Annotated in this window: 20 protein-coding genes; 5 read left to right on the top strand and 15 right to left on the bottom strand. The window is 44.0% G+C overall.

Annotated features, from left to right (window positions below; translation table 11 throughout):
* Window positions 1-17: 17 nt before the first annotated feature.
* Genes AC0VYA_RS08605 through AC0VYA_RS08595 form a run of 3 tightly spaced genes read left to right on the top strand, consistent with a single transcriptional unit; the run spans window position 18 to window position 5529 of the window.
* Entirely contained in the window at window positions 18-614 is a 597-nt protein-coding gene (locus AC0VYA_RS08605) for a PilZ domain-containing protein (protein ID WP_475490721.1), read from the top strand.
* 5 nt (window positions 615-619) lie between these two features.
* Complete coding sequence (gene mfd, locus AC0VYA_RS08600; protein ID WP_475490720.1) at window positions 620-4102, top strand: transcription-repair coupling factor; 3483 nt, start codon at window positions 620-622, stop codon at window positions 4100-4102.
* On the top strand, window positions 4102-5529 hold the full coding sequence (locus AC0VYA_RS08595) for a CsiV family protein (RefSeq protein WP_475490719.1): 1428 nt from the start codon (window positions 4102-4104) through the stop codon (window positions 5527-5529). Before mfd ends, AC0VYA_RS08595 begins: the two co-directional genes overlap by 1 nt.
* Window positions 5530-5623: 94 nt before the next feature.
* On the opposite strand, the gene AC0VYA_RS08590 is transcribed toward AC0VYA_RS08595, so the two are convergent.
* The 4 genes from AC0VYA_RS08590 to AC0VYA_RS08575 form a co-directional block, all read right to left on the bottom strand.
* A complete protein-coding gene (locus AC0VYA_RS08590) occupies window positions 5624-8254 on the bottom strand; it encodes a TonB-dependent receptor plug domain-containing protein (RefSeq protein WP_475490718.1) in 2631 nt (876 codons plus the stop codon).
* Between the two features lie 101 nt (window positions 8255-8355).
* Window positions 8356-8868 (bottom strand): RidA family protein, encoded by a 513-nt coding sequence (locus AC0VYA_RS08585; RefSeq protein WP_475490717.1) that lies wholly within the window; start codon window positions 8866-8868, stop codon window positions 8356-8358.
* 18 nt (window positions 8869-8886) lie between these two features.
* Complete coding sequence (locus tag AC0VYA_RS08580) at window positions 8887-9501, bottom strand: c-type cytochrome (RefSeq protein ID WP_475490716.1); 615 nt, start codon at window positions 9499-9501, stop codon at window positions 8887-8889.
* Window positions 9491-11080, bottom strand: a complete 1590-nt coding sequence (locus AC0VYA_RS08575; protein ID WP_475490715.1) for a flavin monoamine oxidase family protein — start codon at window positions 11078-11080, stop codon at window positions 9491-9493. Before AC0VYA_RS08575 ends, AC0VYA_RS08580 begins: the two co-directional genes overlap by 11 nt.
* A 414-nt stretch (window positions 11081-11494) precedes the next feature.
* Between AC0VYA_RS08575 and AC0VYA_RS08570 the strand changes: the two genes are divergently transcribed.
* A complete protein-coding gene (locus AC0VYA_RS08570; RefSeq protein WP_473479983.1) occupies window positions 11495-12493 on the top strand; it encodes a LysR substrate-binding domain-containing protein in 999 nt (332 codons plus the stop codon).
* 46 nt (window positions 12494-12539) lie between these two features.
* Here AC0VYA_RS08570 and AC0VYA_RS08565 read toward each other — a convergent pair whose 3' ends face one another.
* The 3 genes from AC0VYA_RS08565 to nagZ all read right to left on the bottom strand — a co-directional run bounded on the left by AC0VYA_RS08565 (window position 12540) and on the right by nagZ (window position 15636).
* Window positions 12540-12866, bottom strand: coding sequence for a DUF1805 domain-containing protein (locus tag AC0VYA_RS08565; protein ID WP_473479981.1), 327 nt, complete (start codon window positions 12864-12866; stop codon window positions 12540-12542).
* Between the two features lie 267 nt (window positions 12867-13133).
* A complete protein-coding gene (locus AC0VYA_RS08560) occupies window positions 13134-14510 on the bottom strand; it encodes an SLC13 family permease (protein ID WP_011574542.1) in 1377 nt (458 codons plus the stop codon).
* A 106-nt stretch (window positions 14511-14616) separates the two neighbouring features.
* Window positions 14617-15636, bottom strand: coding sequence for a beta-N-acetylhexosaminidase (gene nagZ / locus AC0VYA_RS08555; protein WP_475490714.1), 1020 nt, complete (start codon window positions 15634-15636; stop codon window positions 14617-14619).
* A 252-nt stretch (window positions 15637-15888) separates the two neighbouring features.
* On the opposite strand from nagZ, the gene nadK reads away from it, so the two are divergent.
* Window positions 15889-16764, top strand: a complete 876-nt coding sequence (nadK, locus tag AC0VYA_RS08550) for an NAD(+) kinase (protein WP_011574540.1) — start codon at window positions 15889-15891, stop codon at window positions 16762-16764.
* Window positions 16765-17159: 395 nt separating this feature from the next.
* Here the strand turns inward: nadK and AC0VYA_RS08545 are convergent, their stop codons facing one another.
* The 8 genes from AC0VYA_RS08545 to AC0VYA_RS08510 all read right to left on the bottom strand — a co-directional run bounded on the left by AC0VYA_RS08545 (window position 17160) and on the right by AC0VYA_RS08510 (window position 26322).
* Window positions 17160-18860: a TniQ family protein gene (locus AC0VYA_RS08545; protein ID WP_475490713.1), complete on the bottom strand. Its 1701-nt coding sequence runs from the start codon at window positions 18858-18860 to the stop codon at window positions 17160-17162.
* On the bottom strand, window positions 18841-19818 hold the full coding sequence (locus tag AC0VYA_RS08540; RefSeq protein ID WP_475490712.1) for a TniB family NTP-binding protein: 978 nt from the start codon (window positions 19816-19818) through the stop codon (window positions 18841-18843). Before AC0VYA_RS08540 ends, AC0VYA_RS08545 begins: the two co-directional genes overlap by 20 nt.
* A gap of 1 nt (window position 19819) precedes the next feature.
* Window positions 19820-21793: a transposase gene (locus AC0VYA_RS08535; protein WP_475490711.1), complete on the bottom strand. Its 1974-nt coding sequence runs from the start codon at window positions 21791-21793 to the stop codon at window positions 19820-19822.
* On the bottom strand, window positions 21790-22419 hold the full coding sequence (locus AC0VYA_RS08530) for a Tn7 transposase TnsA N-terminal domain-containing protein (RefSeq protein WP_475490710.1): 630 nt from the start codon (window positions 22417-22419) through the stop codon (window positions 21790-21792). Before AC0VYA_RS08530 ends, AC0VYA_RS08535 begins: the two co-directional genes overlap by 4 nt.
* A gap of 732 nt (window positions 22420-23151) precedes the next feature.
* On the bottom strand, window positions 23152-23805 hold the full coding sequence (locus tag AC0VYA_RS08525) for a hypothetical protein (RefSeq protein WP_475490709.1): 654 nt from the start codon (window positions 23803-23805) through the stop codon (window positions 23152-23154).
* A gap of 3 nt (window positions 23806-23808) precedes the next feature.
* Window positions 23809-24585, bottom strand: coding sequence for a glycine-rich domain-containing protein (locus AC0VYA_RS08520; protein WP_475490708.1), 777 nt, complete (start codon window positions 24583-24585; stop codon window positions 23809-23811).
* 166 nt (window positions 24586-24751) lie between these two features.
* Window positions 24752-25399, bottom strand: coding sequence for a hypothetical protein (locus tag AC0VYA_RS08515; RefSeq protein ID WP_475490707.1), 648 nt, complete (start codon window positions 25397-25399; stop codon window positions 24752-24754).
* A gap of 158 nt (window positions 25400-25557) precedes the next feature.
* Window positions 25558-26322: an SPOR domain-containing protein gene (locus AC0VYA_RS08510; protein ID WP_475490706.1), complete on the bottom strand. Its 765-nt coding sequence runs from the start codon at window positions 26320-26322 to the stop codon at window positions 25558-25560.
* Window positions 26323-26342: the final 20 nt, after the last annotated feature.

The following is a 26342-nucleotide window of genomic DNA, read 5'->3' as shown; positions in this document are numbered from 1 at the left end:
TCATTTTCGGAGAATACATGCACGGCATTAGCCTCGAAGAAAAACAGCAACAATTCAATGAATTTTTCACCATAGAGCATGCCATACGGGTTAATTTTAAAGCCGTTGCGGCTGGCTTTACCTTGCCCGATGTCGATGACTTAGGGGAGCACATGCCCTACGCGTTTCGAGTGGCTAGTGAAGCAACCGCCATTGATGCCCAAGCGTTACGCCCACTGCGTAACATGGGGGAACATGCTGTCGAGCTGGCCAACTTTTTAAATGCGCAATCTCGCAAAATTGATTTGTTAATGTCCTTGGTATTGCAGCAACAAGACGACCCAAGCTTAGCTTACGAGTCAGTAAAGTTCGGCGGTGGCGGCATTATCGTTAAGTGCGATGAAGCCTACGAGCCTGAGCAAATTATCGAGCTAAAACTGTTTCTAAAGGAAGAGGCCTCCGCCATTTTTTGCTATGGCGAAGTCATTGAGTGCCAGCAGGCAGGCGAGCAGTATCATGTGTCACTTATTTATAACTGCATTCGTGAAGAAGATCAGGATCTTCTGGTACGTGCCAGTTTACATCTTCAAACGGCGCAATTACGCAAACGCGCCAAGCAACAAAAGAACGACTAATTTAGATGACAGCAAGTATTTTTAATCCGACCTTGGCCAAAGGCCAACGAGATGCAATTCACTGGGGCAATTTACACGGCAGTAGTTTGGCAATGTCTATTGCCAACGCTGCGGGCAAGACCAAAGGCCCTATTTTGCTGGTAACGGCAGATACCCCAAGCGCCATGAAATTAGAAAAAGAACTCAGCTTTTTCTTACAGGGTAAAAACGTCCAGGTGCAGCTTTTCCCCGATTGGGAAACCCTGCCCTACGACAACTTTTCCCCTCATCAAGATATCATTTCACAGCGCTTAGAAACCTTATACCGCCTCACTCAGGCGGAGAACTGCGTCTTCATCGTGCCGGTTAATACCTTAATGCTGCGCATGGCACCAACAGATTACCTCAGCAAGTATTTGTTGTTTTTAAAGGTCAATCAAACCTTAGACATAGACGCGTTCCGTTTAGGGTTAGAGCGCGCTGGCTACCAACATGTCAATCAGGTGATGGGCCACAGTGAATTTTCGATTCGCGGTAGCATTATCGATTTATTCCCCATGGGCAGTCAGCAGCCGTTTCGTATCGACTTATTCGATAATGACGTCGACAGCATTCGTTATTTCGACCCCGACAGCCAGCGCTCAGGGGATAAAATTGACGAAATTAAGCTGCTACCGGCGCGTGAGTTTCCTACTGATCAAGACGGCATAAAACTGTTTCGCCAGCAGTACTTAGAAAAATTCGACGCCAATAATTCTAAAGAGTCTATCTATTACCAAGTCGGTAAAGGCATGATGCCTGGCGGCATTGAATATTACTTACCGCTGTTTTTTGAGCAAAGCGCCACCCTGTTTGATTATCTACACCCAGACACCTTGCTCATGATGCACGGCGATTTAGCCAAGGCCTGTGACTTCTTCTGGACTGATGTTAACGAGCGCTACGAGCAACTGCGTTATAACCTCAGTCGCCCGCTGATGGCACCCGCGGATTTATTTTTACGCAATGAAGAACTCTTCGGCGCGTTAAAGCAGTGGCCACGGATCACCATAGAGCAAGATGCCAAGGAGCAAAAAGCTGGCGTCACCAATTACGACACCCGCACGATTGGTGATATCGCGATAAAATCACAAAACAAAGTGCCCTGGGCAACGCTTAAGCAGCGGGTTGCTGATTGGCAAAAAAGCGGCAGTAAAGTGCTGTTTAGCGCTGAATCTCAGGGTCGCCGTGAAAGCCTGCTCGATTTATTGGGTAAAGCGGGCATCAAACCCAAAGCGTTTGAACACCTAGATGCATTTCAAAAAAGCAAAGAGCTAGTAGGTATTACCATTGGCTTGGCCGAACACAGTTTCGTGCTCTTTGAAGACAATAAAGAACTGGCGTTTATTACCGAAACCGAATTGCTCGGGCATAAGATCAGTCAGCGCCGTCTGCGTGACAAACGCCAAGCCACTGACGAAAACGCCGTTATTCGCAATTTGGCTGAACTGGCCATTGGTCAGCCTGTGGTGCATTTAGATCACGGCGTGGGTCGCTACCTCGGCTTACAAACATTAGATGCTGGCGGGATCACCACAGAATACCTCACCATTGAATACGCCAAAGAAGCCAAGTTATATGTGCCGGTATCCGCGCTGCATTTAATTAGCCGCTACAGCGGTGGTGATTTAGAAAAAGCCCCTTTGCACAATCTAGGCACCGAGACCTGGAGCAAAGCCAAGCAAAAAGCCGCAGAGCGCGTGCGAGACGTGGCCGCACAATTACTTGACGTATACGCTAGGCGCGCAGCCAAGCCCGGTTACTCTTATAAAATTGCCTGGGACGAATACCAAGCTTTCAGCGACAGTTTCCCCTTTGAAGAAACCTTAGATCAGCAACAAGCCATCAACGCTGTTATTCAAGACATGGGTAGCAGTAACGCCATGGACAGACTCGTGTGTGGTGATGTGGGCTTTGGTAAAACCGAAGTCGCTATGCGCGCTGCCTTTATCGCAGCGAATCAAGGTAAACAAGTGGCAATCTTGGTCCCCACCACTTTGCTTGCCCAGCAACATTATGAAAACTTCAAAGACAGATTCGCTGATTGGCCGTTTAAGATAGAAGTGATGTCACGTTTTGGCAGTGCCAAAGACCAAAAAGGTGTCATGGCCGGACTCGACGATGGCAAAGTGGATATTGTAGTGGGCACCCATAAACTGCTGCAAAGTGATGTGAAATTTGATGACTTGGGCTTAGTTATTATCGATGAAGAGCACCGATTTGGCGTACGCCAAAAAGAGAAATTTAAAGCTCTGCGCTCAGACGTAGACATTTTGACCTTAACCGCCACGCCCATACCGAGAACGCTTAACATGGCGCTTTCCGGCATGCGCGACTTGTCAATTATTGCGACGCCGCCAGCCAAACGTTTAGCGATCAAGACCTTTGTAAACCAACGTAGCAAAGAGCTTATCCGCGAAGCCATCATGCGGGAAATTCTGCGCGGTGGTCAGGTGTACTTTCTGCACAACGAAGTAGATAGTATCGAGCGTACCGCTGACGAAATTGCCGAAATGGTGCCTGAAGCACGTATTGCCATAGGCCATGGCCAAATGCGCGAGCGGGAACTTGAAAAGGTCATGGGGGATTTCTACCACCAGCGACACAATGTGTTGGTGTGTACCACCATCATTGAAACCGGTATCGATGTGCCATCAGCGAATACCATTATCATGGACAGAGCGGATCATCTTGGCCTTGCTCAGTTACACCAATTGCGTGGCCGTGTGGGTCGTTCTCATCACCAAGCTTACGCCTATTTATTAACGCCGCACCCTAAACGCATGACCAAAGACGCCAAAAAACGTCTGGATGCCATATCCTCGCTGGAAGATTTAGGCGCAGGTTTTGCCCTTGCTACTCACGATCTAGAAATACGCGGTGCCGGTGAATTGCTCGGAGACGACCAAACCGGTCAAATCACCACGGTCGGCTTTACCTTGTACATGGAAATGTTAGAGCAAGCGGTTGAAGCGTTAAAAGATGGCAAAGAGCCGTCACTTGACACCGCCCTTGCTAATCAAACGGAAATCGAATTGCGCTTGCCTGCACTATTCCCAGAAGATTACATCAGTGATGTGAACACCCGTTTGTCTTTGTATAAAAAGCTCGCTAGCTGCAAAAACGAGAGACAAATCAATGAAGTGCAAATTGAATTGATCGACCGCTTTGGCTTACTGCCTGATGCCGCTAAGAATTTAGTGCAAATCAGCCAGATGAAATTAGTGGCCAAGAAAGTCGGTATTAATAAGGTTGAAGCCAACAATGCAGGGGGTGCGATTGAGTTTTCAGATAAAACCCAAATCGACCCAAGCTTTATCATTAAACTGATACAATCACAGCCGCGCATTTATCGACTTGAAGGCGCCAACAAATTGAAATTCAATGTACCAACACAATCCGCCAGCGATAGGCTGCAACTTATCCTGGATATGTTAAATGAGTTTAGCCAGCAATTAAGAGCCGCTTAATGCCAAATATGTTTAGTTTTGTTAACACCAAAAACCAACCTACCACAGCGCGAAAGCCAAAGCTTGGCATGACACTGCTCGCCTTAAGCTGCACGTTAGGCCTGCACAATACCGCGCACGCTAACGACTGGTGGTTTGATGTTGAAGTGATTGTGTTTAAGCGAGATATTGCGGCACAAAGTATCGCTGAAAGCTTTGCCCATAAAGCACCAGAATTTGCATCGCCAACGGCATTCGATTTAATCAGTGATTATATTACGCCGGATCTGACCTACATGAGTGCTGGCTTACCTTCGTGTGATGCCAGTGTTGAAGTAAATCAAAAAGAACAACATGAGCGCCAATTCACCTTAGCAAACACGGTATTTACAGAAACGGATTATTCTTATCTTGATGTACAAGATGAGCCGGCAGCAGACGAAACCACGGCCTTGATTGATCAGCTACGGGGCGCGCAAAGCAGCTCGGTAGCAAATAACTCAACAAGCACCATTGATACCCGGGTCTACAGTGGTAGCGATAATGTCAGTCAAAGCGGCGCACAAGTTACGCCTAGCACGAGTCCTACTTTAACGGAGCCAACCTGGGTTAAATGGCAAATTCCTCAATCGCTTCCTTGCGCGTTCGAACAAGACCGCGTGTTACTGGCAGGCCCTTATGACAAGCCTATTGATGTCAGTCAACCTGAGCGAATACCCCGCAATATTGATGGCGTGGAATGGCCTAATCGTCAAAGTCCATACCTGTTGCCTAAATCAGCTCAACAGCTAGAAAAACTTGAAGAACATATCCGCTGGCAGAAAGATCTCACCCCAATTTTGCATTTAACATGGCGCCAGCCTGTGGTATTCGGCAAAGACAACGCCCAGCCGTTTAGATTAATTGCCGGTGAAAATTACGCGCAAGCGTATGACCAAGATGGTCAACGCAAAGAAGAAACGCCGTTAAACGAAGTGTTAGATCCACGTTTTATGAACACGCAGCAAAATGAAGATAACACGGAGAAAGGATTATCTAATCAGGCCTTATTTACGCAAATTAATGCTGCGCTCGCTTCGCCAGAGCCTGCAAAGGTCATTGATTTTAGTCAGGACGCTCCTGCTGACGCCAGTATCGACGCAGAAGATTTCATTCAAGTCTCAGAGAAACCGCTTTGGCAGTTAGAGGGTGACTTTAAGGTGTACCTAGAAAATTTAGGTCGCACGCCCTACTTGCACATTGACAGCAATCTAGACTACCGAGCGCCTATTACCCTGCGCTTACCCGGTGATACCGATGTGCAACCGAATAACTTTTTACAAAGCTTTCACTTTGATCAGTTACGTAGAGTGATTTCTAAACAGTTACACTATTTTGATCACCCTTTATTTGGCATGGTGGTGCAAATACGCCGCTATGAGCCACCAAAAGAAACTGACATTGATTAAGCTGTAACGTAAACACACAAAAGCGGCTCATTTGAGCCGCTTTTTTTATGAACGAATAGTAAGATCGTTCGTTAACTGCTATGCATAGGTATACCTAGAAAACAGTATTCAAACGCATGTAGTAGTAACCACCCTGCCAATCAACGATGTTGCTTGACCAGTATACTGCGCCACAACATTCATCACGACTAAAGTTACCGTCAACCGTTACGCCATCGCTGTCTGGGTATTCGTCAAAGATGTTACGTGCACCGGCTGCAATCGTTACATTCTCGCTGATTTGATAGCTCGCTTCGAGGTCGAAGAATACGGTTGGATCATATTCTTGCTTAACCGTTGCGTCTGAATCAATAGCGTTAGTATATGAACCGTAGACGTTGGCACGTACCAATAACGTAAGGTCATCAAAACTGTGTTTCGCTGAGGCAACACCGCGCCACTCTGGAATGGCATTTTCTAAGTCAAATTGATCTTCAGCGTTTAAGAACGCAGAGGCATCAGAGTCAATTTCTGTCTTGTTATAGTTAACAGACGTACTCAGTACCGTGTCACCCATGGTGTAGGTCATCACGAAATCCATACCGTTGGTCACTGTATCAAACGCATTTTGGAAGTAGTTCACACCACCAATGGTGTTTGCACCTGCGACACCGGCCGCTTCTAGCTTCAAGAAGTTAGCATAGGCATCTGCATCTGTTTCATCCGTGGATACATCCAAGGTCGATACCGCATAGAAGCGATCTTCAAGCTCAATGCGATAGAAATCCAAAGTCACGTTCAAGTCATCAATATTGCCGGTTACACCAAGGCTGTAGTTCAATGATTTCTCAGGTTTCAGCGCTTCAGCACCCAAGGCTTGGCCTACTGCACTTAACGCAGGGAATAAACCTGTGGCTACTGGTAGGCCGTCAGGTAAACGGGTGGATACGTTGGTAGTACCTTGTTGACCAGGTGTTGGCGCTCTAAAGCCCGTACCCACTGAACCGCGCATATTAAAGTCGTCACTCAAGGTGTACTTAAACGCGACCTTACCGACGAGTTCAGAACCGAAGTCCGAGTAATCTTCGTAACGCATAGCGGCTTGTAGGAATAACTCTTCACTTACGTCACTGCTTAAATCGGCATAAATACCATGCATATCACGCTCGTATTTACCTGAATATTCTGGAGAATAACCAGGGAAACCGTTAGAGCCGACACCCACGACTTGATAAACTGGATCATCACTGTTCGAACAATCTAGGGTAGAACCACCACCGATGACCGCTAAACCTGCTGCTGTCGTGCCGCCTGCATCATCACAGAATCCCCATGGATCAGATGTGGCGTAAGGGCCCGCTGAGTATGACTCTTCTTCCCCACCGGTGAGCTCGTAGCTTTCTTCCATGTAGGTGGCACCAAATGCCAATAACACATCGGAATACAGGCCAAAATCAAGGTACTTAGTAAAGTCAGCAGAGAACTGAGTTTCTTCGTTGGTTAAGTCACCTGGGCGGAATGACGTAGGTGAATCAGCTCCTAAAGAGGGGTTAATAGTGTTTTTTAAAGTGTACTGGATTTCGTTAGAGCCAAAACGACCACTGAAATCATAGGTGATACCATTTGCGAACTCGCCTTCTAAGCCTCCAACAAGTGAGAAATCAGTAATATCACCAAAGAAGCGCGGTGTAAAACCACCTGGGAATTTCTCTAGTGGGTTATAAATAGAACCATCTTCTTGGCGCAAATCTTCAATGGTGCCATTACCTGGGTAACGATAATAAAACGTCGCATCCCCTTCACTTTCAGAGTAATTACCAAAAGCGTAGAACTTCATGTCATCGTTAAATTCATACCCTGAATTAAAGAATACCCGCGTTGCGGAGGTATTGGGTTGTCCCCAAGGCTGTACCACGTCTTCGCCGCCTAGATTGGCGTTATCTAAACCGGCAACAAAATCAGGGTCGCTTAAATAAGGGTTTGCTGCGCCCCGTGGATCGCTTGCATCAGCGCAGAACCAATCTTCACAATATTGCTCGCCGCGATCAGTTGAGTCCGAATCCGCATACTCCCCTGACAAACTAAAGAAGCCGTTGTCACCTAATGCGAAACCAATGTTACCGGTAATAGTAACTTGGTCACCATCGCCTTCAAAATATTGACCACCCTCAACAGAGAATGAGCCCCCTTCATCATTGTCTTTCAAAACGAAGTTGATAACCCCTGCGATAGCATCAGAACCATATTGTGCTGCAGCACCATCACGCAATACTTCAACGCCTTTAAGGGCTGAGGCAGGAATAGTAGCAACATCAGGGCCTTGCGTACCAGAACCACCGATTTGTACAAGTGCAGAGCGATGACGGCGTTTCGAGTTTACCAAGACTAAGGTTTTATCCGTTGGCATACCGCGTAAGGTGGCAGGGCGAATAAAAGATGCACCGTCCGATATGGGCTGGCGTTGCAATGAATATGACGGCACCAATGTTTTTAATATGTCGTTGGTATCCGAAAAAGGCACTGCTGCTAAATCGTCTTCACTAAGTACATCAACTGGTACCGGCGAATCCGCTAGCGAGCGAGGAGCGCCGCGAGAGCCGGTAATCACCACTTTCTCATACGTAGCAGCCGCCTCATCTGGCGTCTGTGTTTCTTGTGCCATTGCTGATGAAACTGCCACAGAACTGATTGCGCAGGTCATCAACCCGGTTTTTATTGCTTTGCTAAGTTTATTTTGCTTGAGCATGTGTGTTCACCTTTTTTATTTTTAATCTTTGCGAGCTAATTAACTTGGCCATTTCCGTTATTGCACAGCCTGCTCTTCCCGAGCAGGACTCGTATTGACGTTTACTCTGGCTTGGCCAGTACCACTTCAATTTCTATCAACATGTTCGGGCCACCGGCCAAACCTGCTATTTGAAAAGCCGAACGTGATGGTTTGTTTGGCTGGTCCTTCGTACCGAAGTACTTGGTGTATGCTTTCATAAAACCGCCAAAGTCCATCTTTCCGTCCATGGCTGGGTCACCGACCATGAACACTTGCATCTTGACGACATCGCCAAAATCAACGCCTAAGTCTTTAAACGAGCCTTCTAGACGTTTAAACACACTCAAGGCTTGGGTTTCGGTATCGCCGTAATATTCGCGGCTGCCCTTTTCAGCGTCAGGATTCACAGGGCCTGGTGTCATACCCGCATGGAAAATTAACGTGGTGTCAGGCGTGACCTCCACTGCGCGAGAAATGGGAAACGGATTGTTGTTTGGTAAGGCGTGACGCGTCACTTCTGCCAAGCTGTTGGCACTGAATAAAGCGGCGGCGGCAGCAGTAAGTAAAATGCGTTTGTTCATGCGTTTGATCATGTAAAGGTAACTCCTGGTTTATTTAAGTTGGCTGATATAGGCGGCGAGATTCACCGCATCAGGATCTGATTGCACCATCGAAACAGCGGCTTTCATTTGTTGTCCGTAAATGTCTTTTTGGTCATTACCGCGAATACCTTCACGGAAATGATTGATTTGGGTGAGTACATACCAATCATTAATGCCACTTAAGCGCGGCGCACCTATGGCTTTATTACCGCCACCATCCACTCCGTGACAAGCGGCGCAGGCTTGATACAAGGTTTTACCTGCATCAATATCGCCATGAAGGGTTGCTGCTGGCTTAGGCGATTGGGTTTGACCAATCCAACTGGCAATGGCAGAGATATCACTTGGCGTTAAGTGACGTGCCATGGCTTGCATTTCACTGCCTGTCACATCACTGGTGTGGGCTCCGCGAATGCCTTGTTTGAAATTATTGAGTTGGCGCTCGATATACCACTTTGATAACCCACCTAATCTTGGGGCTTGAATATTGGCATTCCCCTTTAGTTGGCTACCGTGGCAGACAGTGCAATATTCGAGGCCTTCAGGCGTAATAGCTTCAGAGGCATGCAATGCACTGGCGTTACCCGCCAGCAATAAAGCAAAAAGTGTTGATTTAAGCGACATGACTGGCACCTCCACTTTGGTAGTGAGAACTAACAAGGTGATTGAACTGTTGCAAGGCTTGCTCGCTTGAGGCAAGTGCCCCTTCTTGCCAACCACTGTGATGACTGATTTGATCGCCGATCATGAAGTGACGACCTTCGGGCTTTTGCAGTAAGTGATAATATTTATCAAAATTTTCAGGGCTCATGCGCATACCACAGCCCATTTGATGGTTCATTCGAGCCCATGGAATACTGATACCGTTTTCGATGTACTTGCTGCAGCCGGGGTGGATTTTTTCAGCGGACAACGCCCCTGCGGTGAGTCGCTCTTGCGGTGTCATTTTTTCAAACACGCCACTGACTTTCGCATCCCACGTATAAGCACCTAACAAAATGCCTTTTTGCGCATGAATGTCATGAGACGGATACCACAGCTGGTTAATAGGGTCAGTGGTATAGCTGATACCGCCGTAAATACCGTCTCGCTCCCAAAAACGCTCGCTCATTTGATAAGCAATTTTAAACAAGTGCCCACGCTTAACGCTGTCTAAACCTGCTTGGTATGTATCTGAGAAGTTGTTATCGATACCTGCCATAAAATAAGCAGGAATATTGTTAAAGCAGTAGTCTGCTTGCACCGTATGTAACTTGCCACCTTGCTCGTAAGTGACCTCAACTCCGTTATCACGGTTGTAGATTTTCTTCACTTGCGCATTGAGCACAGGCTGGGTTTTGAGATTACGCAAGAAGCCTTTAATCACGCCATCCATGCCACCTACTGGTTCCATTAACGGCTCACACCAGTCATACAGCTCAGCGCCCAATAAACCGCCGTACCAAAATTGGCTGTCGAGCATGGCTTTTAATTCGATAGGCGCATGAGGCTTCGGAAACTCCAACATGCGATCGGTTGTTGAGCCAGCGCGCTCACTGCCTATGTATTTACCGTTTTCGGTTAAATCACCATAGGTCTGAGAAAACTTCATTAACGTGGCCACATCTTCTTCTGACATCATTTGGTCAAAATTATGCGAATCTGCTGACTTCCAGAGCAATTCAGACATTAAACCGCGTACATCTGTGTGGTATTCAATGATGCGTTTTGGTTTACCGTCTAAAGAATTATCATCATGAAAATATGCCATCTTGCTGCTATTGGCTTTGATCTGTAATGGCACATTCAATGCTCTGCAATAGTGCAACAAGCGTCTATGGTGACCAGGAATTCGCGCAGGACCACAGTTGAAAAACAAATTTTCTTGTTTATCAAATTGACAAATTTGGGTGTTGCCCATTTCATCAATCTTGTCACCGTTGCGAACGGTTAAGTTACGGCCCCCAGGCCTAAAAGAAGCCTCTAAAATTGTACATTGAATGCCGGCTTTTTCGAGCTCAAGGGCTGTTGCCAACCCTGCTACACCAGCGCCTAGGATGAGTGCGGTAGGCTGTTCACCTTTCGCTGCGGGCTTGATTTGAACGGGTCCTGAATAACTATCATCAGGCATTAAACCTAAAGCTAAACTTGTTTTAAGTAATGCTGATGAACCACCCGCTGCCCCTACATAACTGAGAAATTGTCTTCGCGTAATATTTAGCATAATCGTTCTAACGTACTTCCTAATTTATCGTTCGATGAGGTTGGAAAATCAGGTTTATATGCTAGCGACACGAAACAAATGACAGAACGCACAATAGTATTGTGCGGCCCCATATTTTTTTTATAACCCTTTAATGATAAGGCTTTCAAGGAGGAATTCGGTCAATTAAAGGGGCCTACAGCACGATTTTCAAACAAAAAAGAATAAGTTATACGGCATTAAAATTGCTTTTTGAGGGAAGGCGAGATGAAACAAGTATGCGCATACGCGATTTAGTCTGCGCTGGGCACGTCGTTTTTTGGTTGTCGAGCAAGCGCTCTAACTAAGAGCAAATGCTATTTAGGCATTTAATTTGCTAATTCCTCCATAACAAGCGGTTTATTTGAGCAAAATAAGTATAAATTTGGGTAGCTAATGAATACAAAACAACTAGAGTACTTTTTGGCCACTGTAGAGCAAGGCAGTATATCGGGCGCCTCAAAAGTGCTTGATGTCGCACAGCCTGCTATTAGTTTGCAACTGGCGAACTTAGAACATGAATTAAAAATAAAACTCTTTGAGCGAAATTTTCGTGGTGTGTCACTCACTCATGCAGGCTCTCAATTTGAAGAGCACGCTCGGCTCATTTTAAACCAAATCAATACCGCAAAATTAGACTTAATTGGGCAGCAAACCCAGTGCAAAGGCAAGGTGATCGTTGGCCTTAGTCAATCATTGTGTAATGTGCTGTCGGTGCAGTTACAGACAGAGCTAGAGCACCGATTTCCTAATGTAGAATTAGCCTTTAGAGTTGGGCCTTCGTATATGGTCGAAAGTTGGTTCGCCGAACAGCAAATTGATATTGCTCTGTGTTACAACTCAGATTTACGTAAACATGCTGCTAGTTCATTGCCTCTTATTAACGAAAATTTGTATTTGTATATTTCACCACGGCCCAAAAACCCCAGCTACAGTGAACTTTCATTGTTTGGCTCAATCCCTTTTGAGTCGTTACAAGATTACGAACTTTTTATGCCAGACAGACGGGACGCCCTACCTAAATTGCTTGAGGAGCAAGCCCGAAAAAACAATATTAAATTAAAGACACGTAACGCCTTTGGACAATTGATGACCACTTTGCATTATGTTTCTCAGGGGTTTGGTTTAGCCATTTACCCTTCATCAGCGACGTGCCACTTAGAAGCGAGTCATCAAATTCGAGCCATTAATATCACGGAGCCAGAGCTAAAACGTGAGGTTTATTTGCGCTTAGCCGAGCATCAGCACAAAAACCCCGCCGTTGCTGCCGTGTTTGAGCTTATTCGTGAAACAGCCGCAAACTTGCATGCTGATAATAGCTGGCGAGGCGAGTTACTTGACAATAAATACCAGCAACCTTCGGTCATTAACATCGAGTCAGCTGTGGCTGGTTAACGCTACTTAGCCACAACTGAGATAGAGGTAGACGTAAAGATTTGCCCTAGCGCATTAATTCAAGTGCTTGGGTGCCTGTCATACCCGGTTCAACGCCTAATTCCCGTGCGGCTTTTGAAACCAATAACACTGGTTTTTGCAGCATATCTTCATGGGTTTTTACCCCTGATACAATTGCGCACGCTTCACCTGTTTTATTACATGTGTTTACATCCACGTAACCACACGCTAATAGACCTTGTTCACCTTGAACTGTGAGTAAGGGTAATTTCAATTCGATACGCTCGCGTTTAAGCTCACCCCAATCGAAGGTTTCACCTTGCGCTGTAGCAGTAAACATTAAGCCTAACGCGACACCCAACAACTTACCCATATTACTACTCCTGTCTTGTCTTTTTTATCATTTTAAAACGCAGGCTTTTGCAGTATTGATGCCATTCGGGCAAGGCGGGAAATTTCATGAAAATGCGTATATGAAGAGTATTTATGCACCAATGTAGAGTGTAATTACCCCTTAGCTGCACTTAAATGCAGCTATTTGGTTTTATTCATTTGTTATGCAGGGGCACCTTAGTGAAATAAAGGTTGGCGTAAATGCTTTAATAAACGACGACCTAAATCTGAGCGAATATCTCATGTGTCATCGCAGCAATGCATAACACATTAACCCCACTATGCTGGAGATCAAGAAGCTTAAAATAGCCCCTTCTTTGACCATGTCTTTTATGGTGATCTCCCCAGTACCGTAGGCAATTGCATTGGGTGCAGTCGCAACGGGAAGCATAAAGGCACAACTAGCAGCCATAGCGGCGGGGATCATAAATAAAGCAGGGTCGTTACCTGAAGAAACCGCGGCAACAGCGAGAATAGGCATCAGCAAAGTCGCGGTTGCTGTGTTACTGGTGATCTCCGTTAGGTAAGTCACGATTAAGCAAATAGCTAAAATAACCATCACCAGCGGTAAATTCGTCAAGCTAAGTAGCCACTCTCCTAAGATTTGGCTCAACCCTGAGGCGCTAAAGCCCTTAGCCAAAGCAATACCACCTGCAAATAGCAGCAGTATGCCCCAAGGGATCCTTTTTGCTGTTTCCCAGTCGAGCAATCTGCTGCCTTTCCCATTTGGCACAATGAACATCACTACTGCAGCGGTCAATGCGATGGTGCTGTCACCCGCGTATGGAATATCAAACCAACCGCTCCAGCCGCCGAAAGGCTCATTGCGCGTTATCCATGCTAAGGCCGTTAAACCAAACACCCACAAGGTACGGGATTCTTCTTTTCGCCAAGCACCCAAGGTAGGCAATTCAATATCATGCTCTAGGGTCACATTGCGGGTTAGCCACAGGGCGATAATCGGAAGGCTAACAATAACAACGGGAACGCCTACTTTCATCCACGCCAAAAAGCCAAATTCTTGCCCTGTTTGCTCTTGATAAATACCGGCAAATATCACGTTGGGCGGTGTGCCGATGAGCGTCCCTAAGCCGCCGACACTGGCAGAGTATGCAATCCCTAAAATCAACGCCACTTTCAGTTTTGGGTTATCTACGTGTGACAGCACAGCTAATGCCATGGGCAGAATGATCAGTACGGTGGCCGTATTGGATATCCACATACTTAGGAACCCAGTCGCCAATACAAACCCCATCACTAATCGCCGGCCGCTACTCACGCCTACCAAACGCACCATATACACAGCGAGACGCTCATGGGCGCCGCTGCGCTCTAGTGCGGTTGATAACATAAAAGCCCCCATCAGTAGCAAAATAACATGACTGCCCAACGCGGATGCCGCTATGCCATGATCAAGCACACCAAACATGGGTAACAGAGCGAAAGGGACGATAGAGGTAGCGGGAATAGGAATGGCTTCACTGACCCACCAAATAACCGTTAATGCAGTAATAGCCGCAGTCACTGCCGGTAAGTATTCGACCTGTGAGTACCGTAAAAATCCGTAAAACAGTATCGCCAGTAAAGGACCTATTAAAATAAAGTGCTGACGGTTTAATCGCATAACATTCGCTATCCTAATCATCGCCTAAAGCAGGCATTTATGAATCATCGCCCCCGTTTTATACATCAAGAGGGACATACGGGCATTGTCCCTCGGGCTCGACTCCTCATCTACACTCATTGTAATATGCTTCGAGGGTCCGCTGGGCCGCTGTGTAAGCATCTGTTTTAACCAGAGCGTTAAAGTCAGCACAGGGCGCTTTGGCAAGCTTTGCTAAACGCGGATTTGTGGGTAAATCACTGGGTAAGCTATCGATGACCTGCGCAGCAGCGTCGGGGTTATTACATACCAGCACCATATCGCAGCCAGCGTTTAATGCCGCATTTGCTCTGGCGGCAAAGTCGCCAATAAACGCGGCTCCCTGCATCGACAAATCATCGGAAAATACCACACCGTCGAATTGCATTTTTTGGCGCAAGTAGGTTTGTAACCAGACTTTAGAGAAACCTGCTGGCATATCATCCACTTGTGAGTACACCACATGCGCTGGCATCACCCCATCAAGTAAGCCCGTGTCGTTTAAGCGGCTAAAAATCTGCATATCTAGCTGAGTGATTTGTTCAAGACTTCGATTATCTACCGGCATCGCAACATGCGAGTCTTCTTTGACATTACCATGCCCAGGAAAATGTTTACCTGTGGCTTTCATCCCTGCTCGGTGCATGCCTTTAATAAACTCACTGGCAAGTTGAATTAAGGGTTCTGGCTGGGTATGAAAAGAGCGATCACCGATAACATCCGATACGCCGTTTAAATCGAGCACTGGCGCAAAACTTAAGTCGATATCAAATGCGAGGCATTCAGCCGCCATGAGCCAACCAAAAGTATTGCAGTATTGCTGTGCCTGGCTCAAATCCTCATCACTACGGGCGTAAATAGCACCCATTGCAGGAATAGCGCTGAATCCGTCGCGAAAACGCTGAACCCGGCCGCCTTCATGATCCACCCCAATTAATATCTTGTTGCGTGCAGCCAATCGAATTTGAGCAATGAGCTCTTTTAGTTGTTTTTGATCGTAGTAGTTACGACTGAAAAGGATAACGCCACCCACTAAAGGATGATCGAGCAACTCTCTGTCTTCAGGTGTTAACTCGTAACCTGAGACATCTAACATTATTGGACCCATGAATAATCTTATAACTTGTTGAATTAAACGCACTATAAGAGAACAGCAACATAAAACAAAGCCTCAACAAGCACCTTACTTGATTAAACCTAAAATAAAATGGCAGATGCCGCCCTAGTATCTCGCCCATTTTGCCGTTCGCGCACAAATTGAGCGTTAGAACTGTTAGAGAAATCATAGACATAAAAATGTATGACATTCCGCGCTACGGATGATTATACTAACCCAAATCGGTTATTTTAATGAGTTGTTATGGGTTTTCACACCGTCGGATTGATAGGCAAGCAAGGGCATCAAGGAGCGAATTTAAGCTTACAAGCGTTGATTGTTTATCTTAAACAAAAGGACTGCCGAATGATTGTAGAGCAAAGTTGTGCTTCGCAATTAAAAGGTAACGGATTTGAAATTGCCGATCTAAATACCATAGGAACTCAAGCTGATTTAGCCATAGTGGTTGGTGGTGACGGTAATATGTTGGGCGCCGCTCGTGTTTTGGCCAAACACAATGTAGCTGTGGTAGGCATTAACCGTGGTAACTTAGGTTTTTTAACCGACATCAACCCAGATGACTTTGAACGCCAGCTCGATTCCATCTTTGCGGGCGAATGCCAAATCGAGCAGCGCTTTTTACTTGAACTTGAAGTGTATCGAGGCGGAGAATTACAAAGCACTAATTCAGCCGTAAACGAAGTAGTAATGCATCACGGTAAAGTCGCTCATATGATGGAGTTTGAAGTCTACTTAGATGAAAACTTCGTGTTTAGTCAACGCTCCGATGGCCTTATCGTTGCAACGCCTACAGGCTCAACGGCCTATTCGTTATCAGGCGGCGGCCCCATTCTAACCCCCAATCTAGACGCCCTGAGCTTAGTGCCCATGTTCCCGCATACCCTCAGCGCTCGCCCAATTGTTGTGGATGCAAATAGCACGGTGCGCATCAAAGTATCACCAGAAAATAAAGACAATTTGCAAGTTAGCTGCGACAGCCATATCGTGCTCGCCGTTTTACCGGGGGATGAAATCATTATCCGTAAAAACCCCGCCAAATTATCCTTAATTCACCCCAAAGATTACAATTACTTCAACGTGTTACGCACAAAACTCGGCTGGGGAAGTAAACTTTACTAGTGGCATCAACATAATAAATGTTAGTCAACTTGTAGGTTGCACCTAAAGGTGTAATTAGCAGGTCTTTATTTATCAATGAGTTACGGTGATTTTTACATTTAGGCAGTGGCCAAATTTACACTTAAATACCGTAACCGAAACTAAAATTTCCAGTTAACAGCGTAACTAACCTAAAGAAGAACCTCGCGCTAACAATCGAGTTGATATTTCGAAAGAAAATGTAGCGCAGGTGGGTAAAATTGAGCTTTGGTAAGTATAGGAAATTTTGAAATATTGGCAAGAATTGCCTTTGAAGTATTGACTGCTGAAATGTATGGAGCGGTCAGTTTTTAAAATTCGGTTTTATCGAAATTTTGGAGTTGAATTGTTCTGCGATTTTTTAAGTTTATTTAACGTTAGTGTGTAATGCCGCTATTTGCACTATCAGCTAAACAGTCGAATAACAGTGATTCAACATTGCTGTCTCGCTTGAATATGTAAAAACCTTTTCCTGACTTAGAATGCAATACGGGGAAAATCTGCTGCTTCGATAGGGTTGCAATTGCCTTGGGAATGGGCAATTTCCGTAATTTACACCAGCGATTAAGTACAATATAACGCTCCAGAAAACGCTCTATTTTCTTGGGTGACAAAACTTCGCCATCCTCCGGCTCAACGAACTGTTTATTTATCAACCGAATCAAATGTATTCTATGGATCTCATTTGCGTAAAAGAAAGTCTCTATTTTGCTGGGTTTGACGCAATTTTTATCTCTTTGAAAAAATTCATCCAACGCCAATATTAATTGCTCGCGATTGATACAGATATTAAACAAATGAAATTGTTCTTTTTTATTGCGGACGAAAACTTCGCACCGCCCATCGATTACCAGAGATATAATATCAGCCAATCCCCAATTATTTCTTCTGACCAACTGAACCGCTTCCTCCAACGTAATAATATTAAAAGTTTCACCGCTTAATTCGCGCTGCTGGATTTTTGAGTGTATTGTTCCAAACAATGCATCTACATCAATTAAGTTAAACCAATAATCTCGAGGCATATTTGATTGCTCGAATGTCTGCAATACCCCGTTTTTAACCATTGATGAGATATCAGAAATTGGACGCTGTAAACACCGCGCTAGCGTCCCAACATTTAGATGACCGCTGTTGCTCAATTCATCGTTAGCTAAAATTCGCCTCGCTTTCCAAATTTTCTTTGTCTGAAAAAGTTGGACATCAGGATGAGGATCTGACGAACTAGTTTGACTGATAGTAAAGGGATTGCCCTGTTGATATTGATAGTTAAGCGCAGCAAAAAAGTTGTCGGATAAAAATTTCAACTCACCTGACTCTTTCCAATGTTTCACCCGATTAGCAAGCTGCTCTTCCCTGAAGGCTATATCCTCCAGCATTCTTAAACAAAACGAGAAAAGCGTTTGGTAGCATTTTATATCGGGTGGAAATGTACGAAATGGTGTCAGCTGCGCATCATAGAGTCTCATCGCCAACGCAGCCATTTTGTAAAGATGGTGCCAATACACGTATCGTTGAGGAGCTGCCAATTTCATGTGTTGTAATAGATAATCTGGTATTTCCTTTTTTTCAACAACAACATCATCCCACCCTATTTTGCAGCTTTCACAATGTGAATATAGCGATGGTTTCCAATTTAGAAAAGCATCACAATTTGGGCACTTAGAAGTGAGTTCACATTGATGAATATGACAATGAGTTACATGCGCTATTCGCCAATCTTTATGCATTGCTTTCTGTTCGTGCATGCAGATTAGACAGACATTTACCTCTAACGTCGATATATCTTGAACCGCTCGCTCACTGTTGTATAGGCCACCCATTTCATTTTCAAAATTCAGTTCTAATACTTCATAATCAACTCTCACTAAAACAGATAACTCACTCAATAAGTCTTTAAAACGCAGAAAATGGCTATTTATGCTATGCAAGTCAGTACTTTTAAGTGAAAACAAACGACGTACGGCTTGAACCGAGTGATACCCATTTTGATGCGCTACTCGCAAGATGTAACCTAACAACATTTCATCTTCCTGTGGTCTAGGGCGGATAGGTAGTTCAGAATGCGTCACTGTCATATAGCCCCCTCTTTTCTGCTTCTTTTTTTACTTTTGCGAACGGTGCATCGAATGGATTAAAATTAAGCGGTTTTGCCAAGTTATCTGACATATAAAATACGCTTGCCAAATGCGCAGTCGTCACCACCGTTTCTGCAGTCGTTGTCTCGATAACAGACTTCAAAATATATCGAATTGAGCGAGGACAGCCATCACTAGCCAACATCAAACGCACGAGGTTATTTATATTTTGGCTCAGCGAAATTTCCCCATTATCAGTTTCCAAAACAAAATTAAAACCATGCAGTTGCCGCGGAAACACCTGCAGTAATACATCCATGTAGTCGGCAAAATCCAGAGCATCATCTATATTTTTACAAGAGAAGTAATCTAAGCTCAGTGTGCAGCGAACCCGTGACCTGAGTGCATCATCAGCAGCCAATATTGCGCGAACATCTTTTTTGCCCGTAAGCACCAATGGGATTTTCAAATCGTCCATTAATTCTCGTAGTAATTTAATATTCATACTCTTATCGTCCCCTCCGTCCTTGGGAACAATAGACTGAGATTCATCAAGTAAAATCATTCGAGTACCTTGCGTCACGATCTGCTTTTTCAAGCGCAGACGTCTTAAACCAATACTGCAACTAGCTGGCATTGGGTCGCCAAGCGCATCTAGCAGATTTAGCAACATACCACCCAGCGTATTTTCTGGCGGCACTCTAAGATACAAGACCGGTCTAGATGTCATTTCAGGTGTATCGATGATCGGATAGTTACTGTGAATTTTTTGGAGTAAAAAACTCTTACCCGCCCCCACGGGCCCCATAAGAATCAACGCTTCTTCGACCGTTCCTCCATATTCAAGAATGTGCTTGATAGTTTTGTATGCGCGTTCAAATCGGGGATACCACACAATTCGCTGCAAAAATTCGTCTCGCTGTAAAATCACGGCTCTTTTATCAATGACTATATCCATTTCAACTAGACCCCGAGCGCTTGCGGGTTATAGTGCGACTGTTCGCATGTGATCTATCAACTTCATCTTCTACTCTGACTGTCCGAGCCGTGTCATCGGTCGCCAATCTTGACGTGCCCTCGATTAATACTTCTGGCGTATTATATACCTCATGCTCTACAACTCGCGATTGTGGAGCTGAGGCATTTTTACTGGATTTGCTGTGTGCGTCATGCTTCGGCCCAATAGATTCATAGCGCTGGATTTCAAAACCTTCTGTAGCCGCTGCTTTAGTTGCTTTATGTTGCGCAAGCCTTGTGCCGGGCTGTATCGTTTTATCCCTCGCGGGCACGATAATCGACTCCAATGCGCCAGGGACAAGCACTGTGACTGATGAAATATCATTGCGATTAAAAATAACCTCAACTTGAACTTGTTTTTCTTTCTTCCGATTTTTCATCATCGAAAAACGAAGCTCTTTTAGCTGAGTGCTGTGATAGCAGATATTTTCAATTTGCACACCATGTGTGGCTTGAATTGTTCTTTTGAAGGTTGATCCTACTAATGAATTAATCACAGCTAAATCAGGTGCTGGGCGTTTGAAATAAGTACCTTCACATTTCAACATCATTTGCGCGGGTGTTAATCCATCTAGCCCCGAGTGGGGGTTTTGATGATAATAATCGACGATGTACTCTTCTAGATAACGCGTGAAAGTTTGCAGCGAAACGACAGCGGCCTGCTCAACTGTTTTTTCAAAGTTATATCTATCAAGTCGTTTGCCCAGATACCCAGGAATATTGACCATCAATTGCTCGCGAAGAGTTAGATTAAAGCGTTCGATAAAAGGCCGACGTTGAGATTTTTTTGATTCGGAGCGGTGTAAATCAGCATTGAGCATTGCACATACTCGCAATGTATTTTCAGCGATAAACGCCGGTCCATTATCTGCGTGAAAGCAATACGGCACTCCCACGCAAACCCACTCATTAATATAATTGCCATTTCTCAATTTGGGCGAGACAATATGCTGAAGTAAGTTTTTTGCTCCTTCTGAAGACTCAGCCGGATTTAAACCATGCACTATTGAGTAACCCAAAATATATCTTGTATGAACGTCAATCGCTAAAAAAAGAATAACTTTGCCACTATACTCTCCCGTGTCTTCATCTACTAAACCAAGATTGAGGTGCACTGCATCAATCTCGACGCGCTCGCCGGGAAAATTTGTCACGATTTTTTCGTTGCTATCTCGATACTTATTTCGAGCGACAGCTAGTCCTTTTTGTGCAGCGGTTACTTCAAAAGGATCAAGCGAGTCGAGTATATTATCAAGAGCCGTTTTCGACATAGGCTTACCGCTCAGTTCGAATTTGCTTTGATTTGCTTCTTTTTCAAATTCAGCGACATAATGTCGATAGAGCGCACTGCGATTATCAGCAAATTTAACCATAAAATACTTATCAATGATGAACATCGCAAAATCAAGTTGTGCTCCCGTCACAGGCTTGATTCGACTTTGTTTTACATTTATAAAAGCACTTATATTTTTACCAACTTTTTCCCATTTTTTGCTCCAACGATAAAGCTGCATTTCGTGTGGAGGATTTTTATCACCAATACGTGAACTAATATAATTTATGACTTTTTCACGTGTCGTGACAGAGCCGGGATGAGACCGAGTGTCAAGTTCATTGAGATATGCCAGAATACGTTCAGCTTCTGCTAATTTAGTACCGTCGGTGATAGGACTTACGACAATCTGAGTGGTAGGCTTTTCAACAGAAATTAAGCCGCTGTAATAAGCCTCCTGCCACTGCTCTGCCATCAGCATCAGCGGTTTATGCGTTATTAAGTGGAGTAGAACAAAGTACTCCGAATGCGCCGTGCTAATTTTATATTGCTCACCGTTGTATCTAACTAACATGCCTGCCTGAAAAAGCCCGTGCGTTTGTTTAGCGATTATTGATTTTTTTTTAGAATTACCGTAATTCATACAGTCACCTCCACGAGGGACTCTCTCGTAATTACATCGTCAGTCACACAGCGAATTTGCTGATGTGAGAGCATTATCATCGGATAGTAACTCTCTACGTTAAATTGACTGCAAATCTCCTCGGTAGTCTTCAATGTTGCTTCACCTTTGCTGGATACATAATCAATGACCGCATTGCTAACACTGTTTACCAGTGGAAGCCTGCAATAGGCTTTAAGTTGCCTATATTGATTTAGCCGCGTTGGAGAAATTTTTGACTCTGTAAACAACACAAGTTTGACCCCGGTGCGCTCAAAAACGATGCGAGAGTGCAACTCAAATTTAGCTTTAAACTTGTCAGATAGTGTTTTACATTTTGGTTTAACTTCGACAAATTCGTGTGTTCCGTCCGCATATTCAATACAAATGTCCGGTGTATACCGTCGCCAACCGTGCTCATTGCTGGTATTAATAAAAGAATCCGGCTGCGTAATGTAGCTTTTAACGTTTTTATCGAAGTCCAACGTCAATGAAATGTCACTTTCGAGCATGGACTCCATGTACTGCATCGAACTCGATTTACGGCTATAGCTATTACGTGCGATTTTTGCGATTGTCGCTTTGTTGATTTGTCTTGCTAATGTCATGATGTCACTCTAAAAAAGTAAAAATGAGAAATAACACTAGCTCAACTTTTTTCGAACGCCAATTCAGAAAAACTAATAAATCATTGTTTTTAAAGGATTTAATATTAGGTAAAATAAATAATGTAGAAGTAAATTAAGATGTAACGATACTAAGTGACTGATAAAATTTGAATTACTTCAGAGATATTTCAACGCAAAATAATTAGGTTTGAAGCACATTTATTGTTAGTCAAAAAAGGAATATGCTTATAATAACAATTGATTTCAATCTTATTAGCTGAACTCTGGTCAAAAATATTTGACCATTACGCTCATTAGATGATGGGGGTATTAGTGATCTGACCCAATTGTTGTGCATACCTCATTAAGGTCGTTAACTTTTTAATAGGGATAAACAGGTTAACAAAGAGTAAACGTATTCCTTATTCTAATGAATTCAAATAAGAGGCGCTAATATTGTCAAATAAGACAAGCTTTGTCTCAAGCAGCGAGAAGTTTACTTGTGGTGTCATCAACGCGATTTTTTGATTAAACGCTCGAGGACCTAGACCACTTAGGAATCATTCCCATAGGCCCCCCATTACTAAGCGGATCTATAATTCGTTTCCAATCTTTTATGTTAAATCGACTAGTCCTACTTTGTATCCCAATTTAAGGTTCGATACTTTTATCCAAATCGGGGATTAAGCTACTTTCAAGAGAAGCGTCGGCTTAAGCCGGTGTTAATACTTTTTAGGGTAAAGGCCAAAGGCCTAGAATTTTTTTACGCGGTAACTTTTCTTTACTCAAATGCTCGTCAAAAAAACTCTCTATAACAGGCAAGCCAAATCTTACATCTTCTAAGGCCTTTAATTCTGCCTTTCTACCTTCTACTAATGGTTTAAACTCACTCTGCATGATTTTCTCTGATGCTGCACCCTGTTGCCATGCAGTAAGTGTCCCTTCTAAGCGGTTTAGCCAACGCACCCATAGAAATCTAATAAAAGCACTTTGCTCTGCTGAAATACAGAATGTTATGTCCCCAGGCTTAGGTTTAGCCGGGAGATCTCGTTGCAAAAACTCAACTGTTAATACACTTAAAATAGCGTCATAAAACTCAACTTGAAACTCAGCCTCTTCACGATTGTCTATACTCACGACAACGCTCTTTTTTAAATCAGCTAGAAGACCGATCGCACGACTAGTAGGCCAATCAAGGTGGTTAGCCCAATTATATATTAGTGTTGTCGCAAGTTCGCGACGAGAACGCTCTTGATTTTGTAAAATAGCAATTGCTGCTACTAAAAAGCTTACTACCGTCAAAGCTATTTTTAAGGTCTCTACTATCCATAAATTATCCATAGCAAGTACTCCAAAAATACAAGTTTTTTCCTGTGAATCCAGCATTGGCTATTCGTAAATAGTTTGGCTCGCTTGTACCCTCTTATTGGGTCTGTAATGGTGATGCAAGAAGTAACCAAAGAGATTTTTACAATCCTCGGTGTAATGATCTGTCCAGAGGATGTGTTCTTGCCATGCCAGCTCTCCAAGTAAAGATATGTCTTCCGCGCGGTTGCCTATTTTTTTGAGGTTTATCATATGTGTGATGTGCTCTAAAACACCGAACTGAGCTGCACTGGCTGATAGGCCAAACCTTTGCATTAAACGTAAAGGCAACCAATTTTCAACCTTTTGATACAACCAGTGTTCCTCTTTGAGAGTAGACAGTTCAAAGGCTCTACAAGGATTGCAAACCACTTTATCTACTGGTTCGCGAAGGCGGTACATTGGTTTCCCCCAGCCACTTTCTTTCCACTCGTCAGAGTTGTCACCAACGCTTAGATTGTAGGTTTCTTGCAAAAATTTGCATGAATGTTCAAATTCCGCTCTTAGGTCACGTTTAGATGAGGCTAAGTTCTCCTTTATATGTGACAAAAATCTTCCAAATATTTGATGGCAAAGCAATCTATATTTTCTGGTATCGAGTATCAATTCGTGCCAAGCCCAATCAGCTATCTGGGGAAGTATAATCGGTTTATTTGGTTGATGAGTTTTCACATCAAAAAAAGCGGCCAAATATTTTATAGCCAATTCAGCGTCTGACGGAGAAATGTCATATTTATCAAAGATCAAAGGCTGAAGGTGACGTATGTGTATTGTGATTAAAGGATTACACTGGACGCCCATAACACTTACTCCTGTAGTTTCATTACTTATTTTGATAGTCAAAGTCTGGAGGCAAGTCAAAATCTACTCACCTGCGATTATCACGTGAAAACAACCCCGGATCACGACAATCGCTAAGTATAATGGGCTGGGTTGGGTAACGCATTGCAAACGACAATTGGCCTAGTTAACTCAAGTCATCTAGCTTTATGGCAATCATTCCGTTTTCTCCAGCAGGAATAACCACTACCTCTTCCCTGATACGTCTTATGGCAGAGCCTGAATTCGGATTTCGTCGAGTAACTTTTTTAGTGATAGGCTTTGTGACGACTAATGGAAGCTCATAAACATCATCTAACCGCTCAGAATCAATTATCACTTCTGCTTTTCCAACGATATCTGCATCATCATCTTCCTCGATAATGTCCGTCAACGAAGTGCCAGTGGTTGAAGTTATACTTCCAACATAAGCGCTTCCAAAGCCTTTCGTCCAGACACCTAAGATTCCAGAAAGAAGCGACTTGAAAAAAGTTTTGAATGCTTTTTCTCCGGGAGTATCTTTGTCCACTGAGACAATTTCTATTGAGAGCTTGGCCTTCCCCCTTAATCCAGACTTGAATATCAACGATTTTGAAAAATCCTCACTCCATTGACCGTTTAGCTTATTCATTGCGTCTTTGGTTCTGATAGTCGTGACATTCTCTACGACTGCAACATTCTCATACGGCTGTTCAAGCGCAAACCTCAGCAAAATAATGTCTTCATGGTCATCATTCGGTCCGAATTTATTTAGTTTGATATTGCTGATCAGTAGTTGAATCGCTTTCTTTTCCATTTCTTGTTCTCTTCATTAATTTTCGCGTCGACGTATTTTTAACGTTTCAGATTTACGCCAACAACAAGCCACACTCGATAAACGAAATTCTTGTAGACCCCAGCTACGTTAAGTTTTTGCAATAGTTGAAATGCAACTAAGTAGGCATAAATACGCAACTACGATTTCCATTTCCAAATGTAGATATCCTCTGGTAAACCTTTAACAATGGCTTCTTCTTTAATTTCTCTTGCGGTTTCTAACGAAACATATGATGCGATCATCACTCCAAAATACTTGCTAACACCAAATGGCTCATACACCTTAGCATTAAACCCTTTGTCAATAAGTGAATTGGCTTGAGCAGTCGCACTAGCATCGTTCGTATGTGACCCAACGATGACAAACCACCCCTTATTAATTTTACCCGTAGCGCCGTACCAAAGCCTTTGAATCAATGACGGCGTATTGTGTTTACCTATAACAGGTTCTGATTCAAGTTCAGTAATTGCGTGGGCTTGCGAGAAGAATGAAAGTGAAAAAAATGTTCTATCACTTTGTTCCGGCGGTAACACATATCCAACACCGTTGGGAATGACATTCGCTCGAACATCCGGTTGATTAGCTAGTTGCTCTGAAAGCACTTCTATTTCTTCTTTTGCATTCTCTAAGCTACTTGTGGTGACCATGCCTAGAATAATTGCAGGGGCCATAACCCCCAACTGAAAAGCCTTAGAGATTAACTTTTCTTTGTTTATCCAAACGACAAACCCGCCAACGAACATAAGCCCAAAGACTTTTATACAATATCCAATCGCGTGTTCGCTCGAGTCTACAACACGATTTGTAATTTCAGCGGCGTCTAGCGAAACAAATTCAACAGCCAGTGGTGCTATTGCAGCTACTGCTCCGACAATGACAGCGACTTTCTCTTCCTTGCACATTATAAATCTCCCTTTTTTTA

The organism is Paraglaciecola sp. QJM3NY_14 (assembly GCF_056173245.1).
The sequence above is the reverse complement of the archived record's forward strand: the minus strand, read 5'-3'. Positions and strand labels throughout refer to the sequence as shown.

Bases quoted from the DNA above. Each gene is read 5' to 3' on its own strand.
- AC0VYA_RS08605 (WP_475490721.1), top strand. From the start codon at position 18: ATGCACGGCATTAGCCTCGAAGAAAAACAGCAACAATTCAATGAATTT.
- mfd (WP_475490720.1), top strand. From the start codon at position 620: ATGACAGCAAGTATTTTTAATCCGACCTTGGCCAAAGGCCAACGAGAT.
- AC0VYA_RS08595 (WP_475490719.1), top strand. From the start codon at position 4,102: ATGCCAAATATGTTTAGTTTTGTTAACACCAAAAACCAACCTACCACA.
- AC0VYA_RS08590 (WP_475490718.1), bottom strand. From the start codon at position 8,254: ATGCTCAAGCAAAATAAACTTAGCAAAGCAATAAAAACCGGGTTGATG.
- AC0VYA_RS08585 (WP_475490717.1), bottom strand. From the start codon at position 8,868: ATGATCAAACGCATGAACAAACGCATTTTACTTACTGCTGCCGCCGCC.
- AC0VYA_RS08580 (WP_475490716.1), bottom strand. From the start codon at position 9,501: ATGTCGCTTAAATCAACACTTTTTGCTTTATTGCTGGCGGGTAACGCC.
- AC0VYA_RS08575 (WP_475490715.1), bottom strand. From the start codon at position 11,080: ATGCTAAATATTACGCGAAGACAATTTCTCAGTTATGTAGGGGCAGCG.
- AC0VYA_RS08570 (WP_473479983.1), top strand. From the start codon at position 11,495: ATGAATACAAAACAACTAGAGTACTTTTTGGCCACTGTAGAGCAAGGC.
- AC0VYA_RS08565 (WP_473479981.1), bottom strand. From the start codon at position 12,866: ATGGGTAAGTTGTTGGGTGTCGCGTTAGGCTTAATGTTTACTGCTACA.
- AC0VYA_RS08560 (WP_011574542.1), bottom strand. From the start codon at position 14,510: ATGCGATTAAACCGTCAGCACTTTATTTTAATAGGTCCTTTACTGGCG.
- nagZ (WP_475490714.1), bottom strand. From the start codon at position 15,636: ATGGGTCCAATAATGTTAGATGTCTCAGGTTACGAGTTAACACCTGAA.
- nadK (WP_011574540.1), top strand. From the start codon at position 15,889: ATGGGTTTTCACACCGTCGGATTGATAGGCAAGCAAGGGCATCAAGGA.
- AC0VYA_RS08545 (WP_475490713.1), bottom strand. From the start codon at position 18,860: ATGACAGTGACGCATTCTGAACTACCTATCCGCCCTAGACCACAGGAA.
- AC0VYA_RS08540 (WP_475490712.1), bottom strand. From the start codon at position 19,818: ATGGATATAGTCATTGATAAAAGAGCCGTGATTTTACAGCGAGACGAA.
- AC0VYA_RS08535 (WP_475490711.1), bottom strand. From the start codon at position 21,793: ATGAATTACGGTAATTCTAAAAAAAAATCAATAATCGCTAAACAAACG.
- AC0VYA_RS08530 (WP_475490710.1), bottom strand. From the start codon at position 22,419: ATGACATTAGCAAGACAAATCAACAAAGCGACAATCGCAAAAATCGCA.
- AC0VYA_RS08525 (WP_475490709.1), bottom strand. From the start codon at position 23,805: ATGCTGGATTCACAGGAAAAAACTTGTATTTTTGGAGTACTTGCTATG.
- AC0VYA_RS08520 (WP_475490708.1), bottom strand. From the start codon at position 24,585: ATGGGCGTCCAGTGTAATCCTTTAATCACAATACACATACGTCACCTT.
- AC0VYA_RS08515 (WP_475490707.1), bottom strand. From the start codon at position 25,399: ATGGAAAAGAAAGCGATTCAACTACTGATCAGCAATATCAAACTAAAT.
- AC0VYA_RS08510 (WP_475490706.1), bottom strand. From the start codon at position 26,322: ATGTGCAAGGAAGAGAAAGTCGCTGTCATTGTCGGAGCAGTAGCTGCA.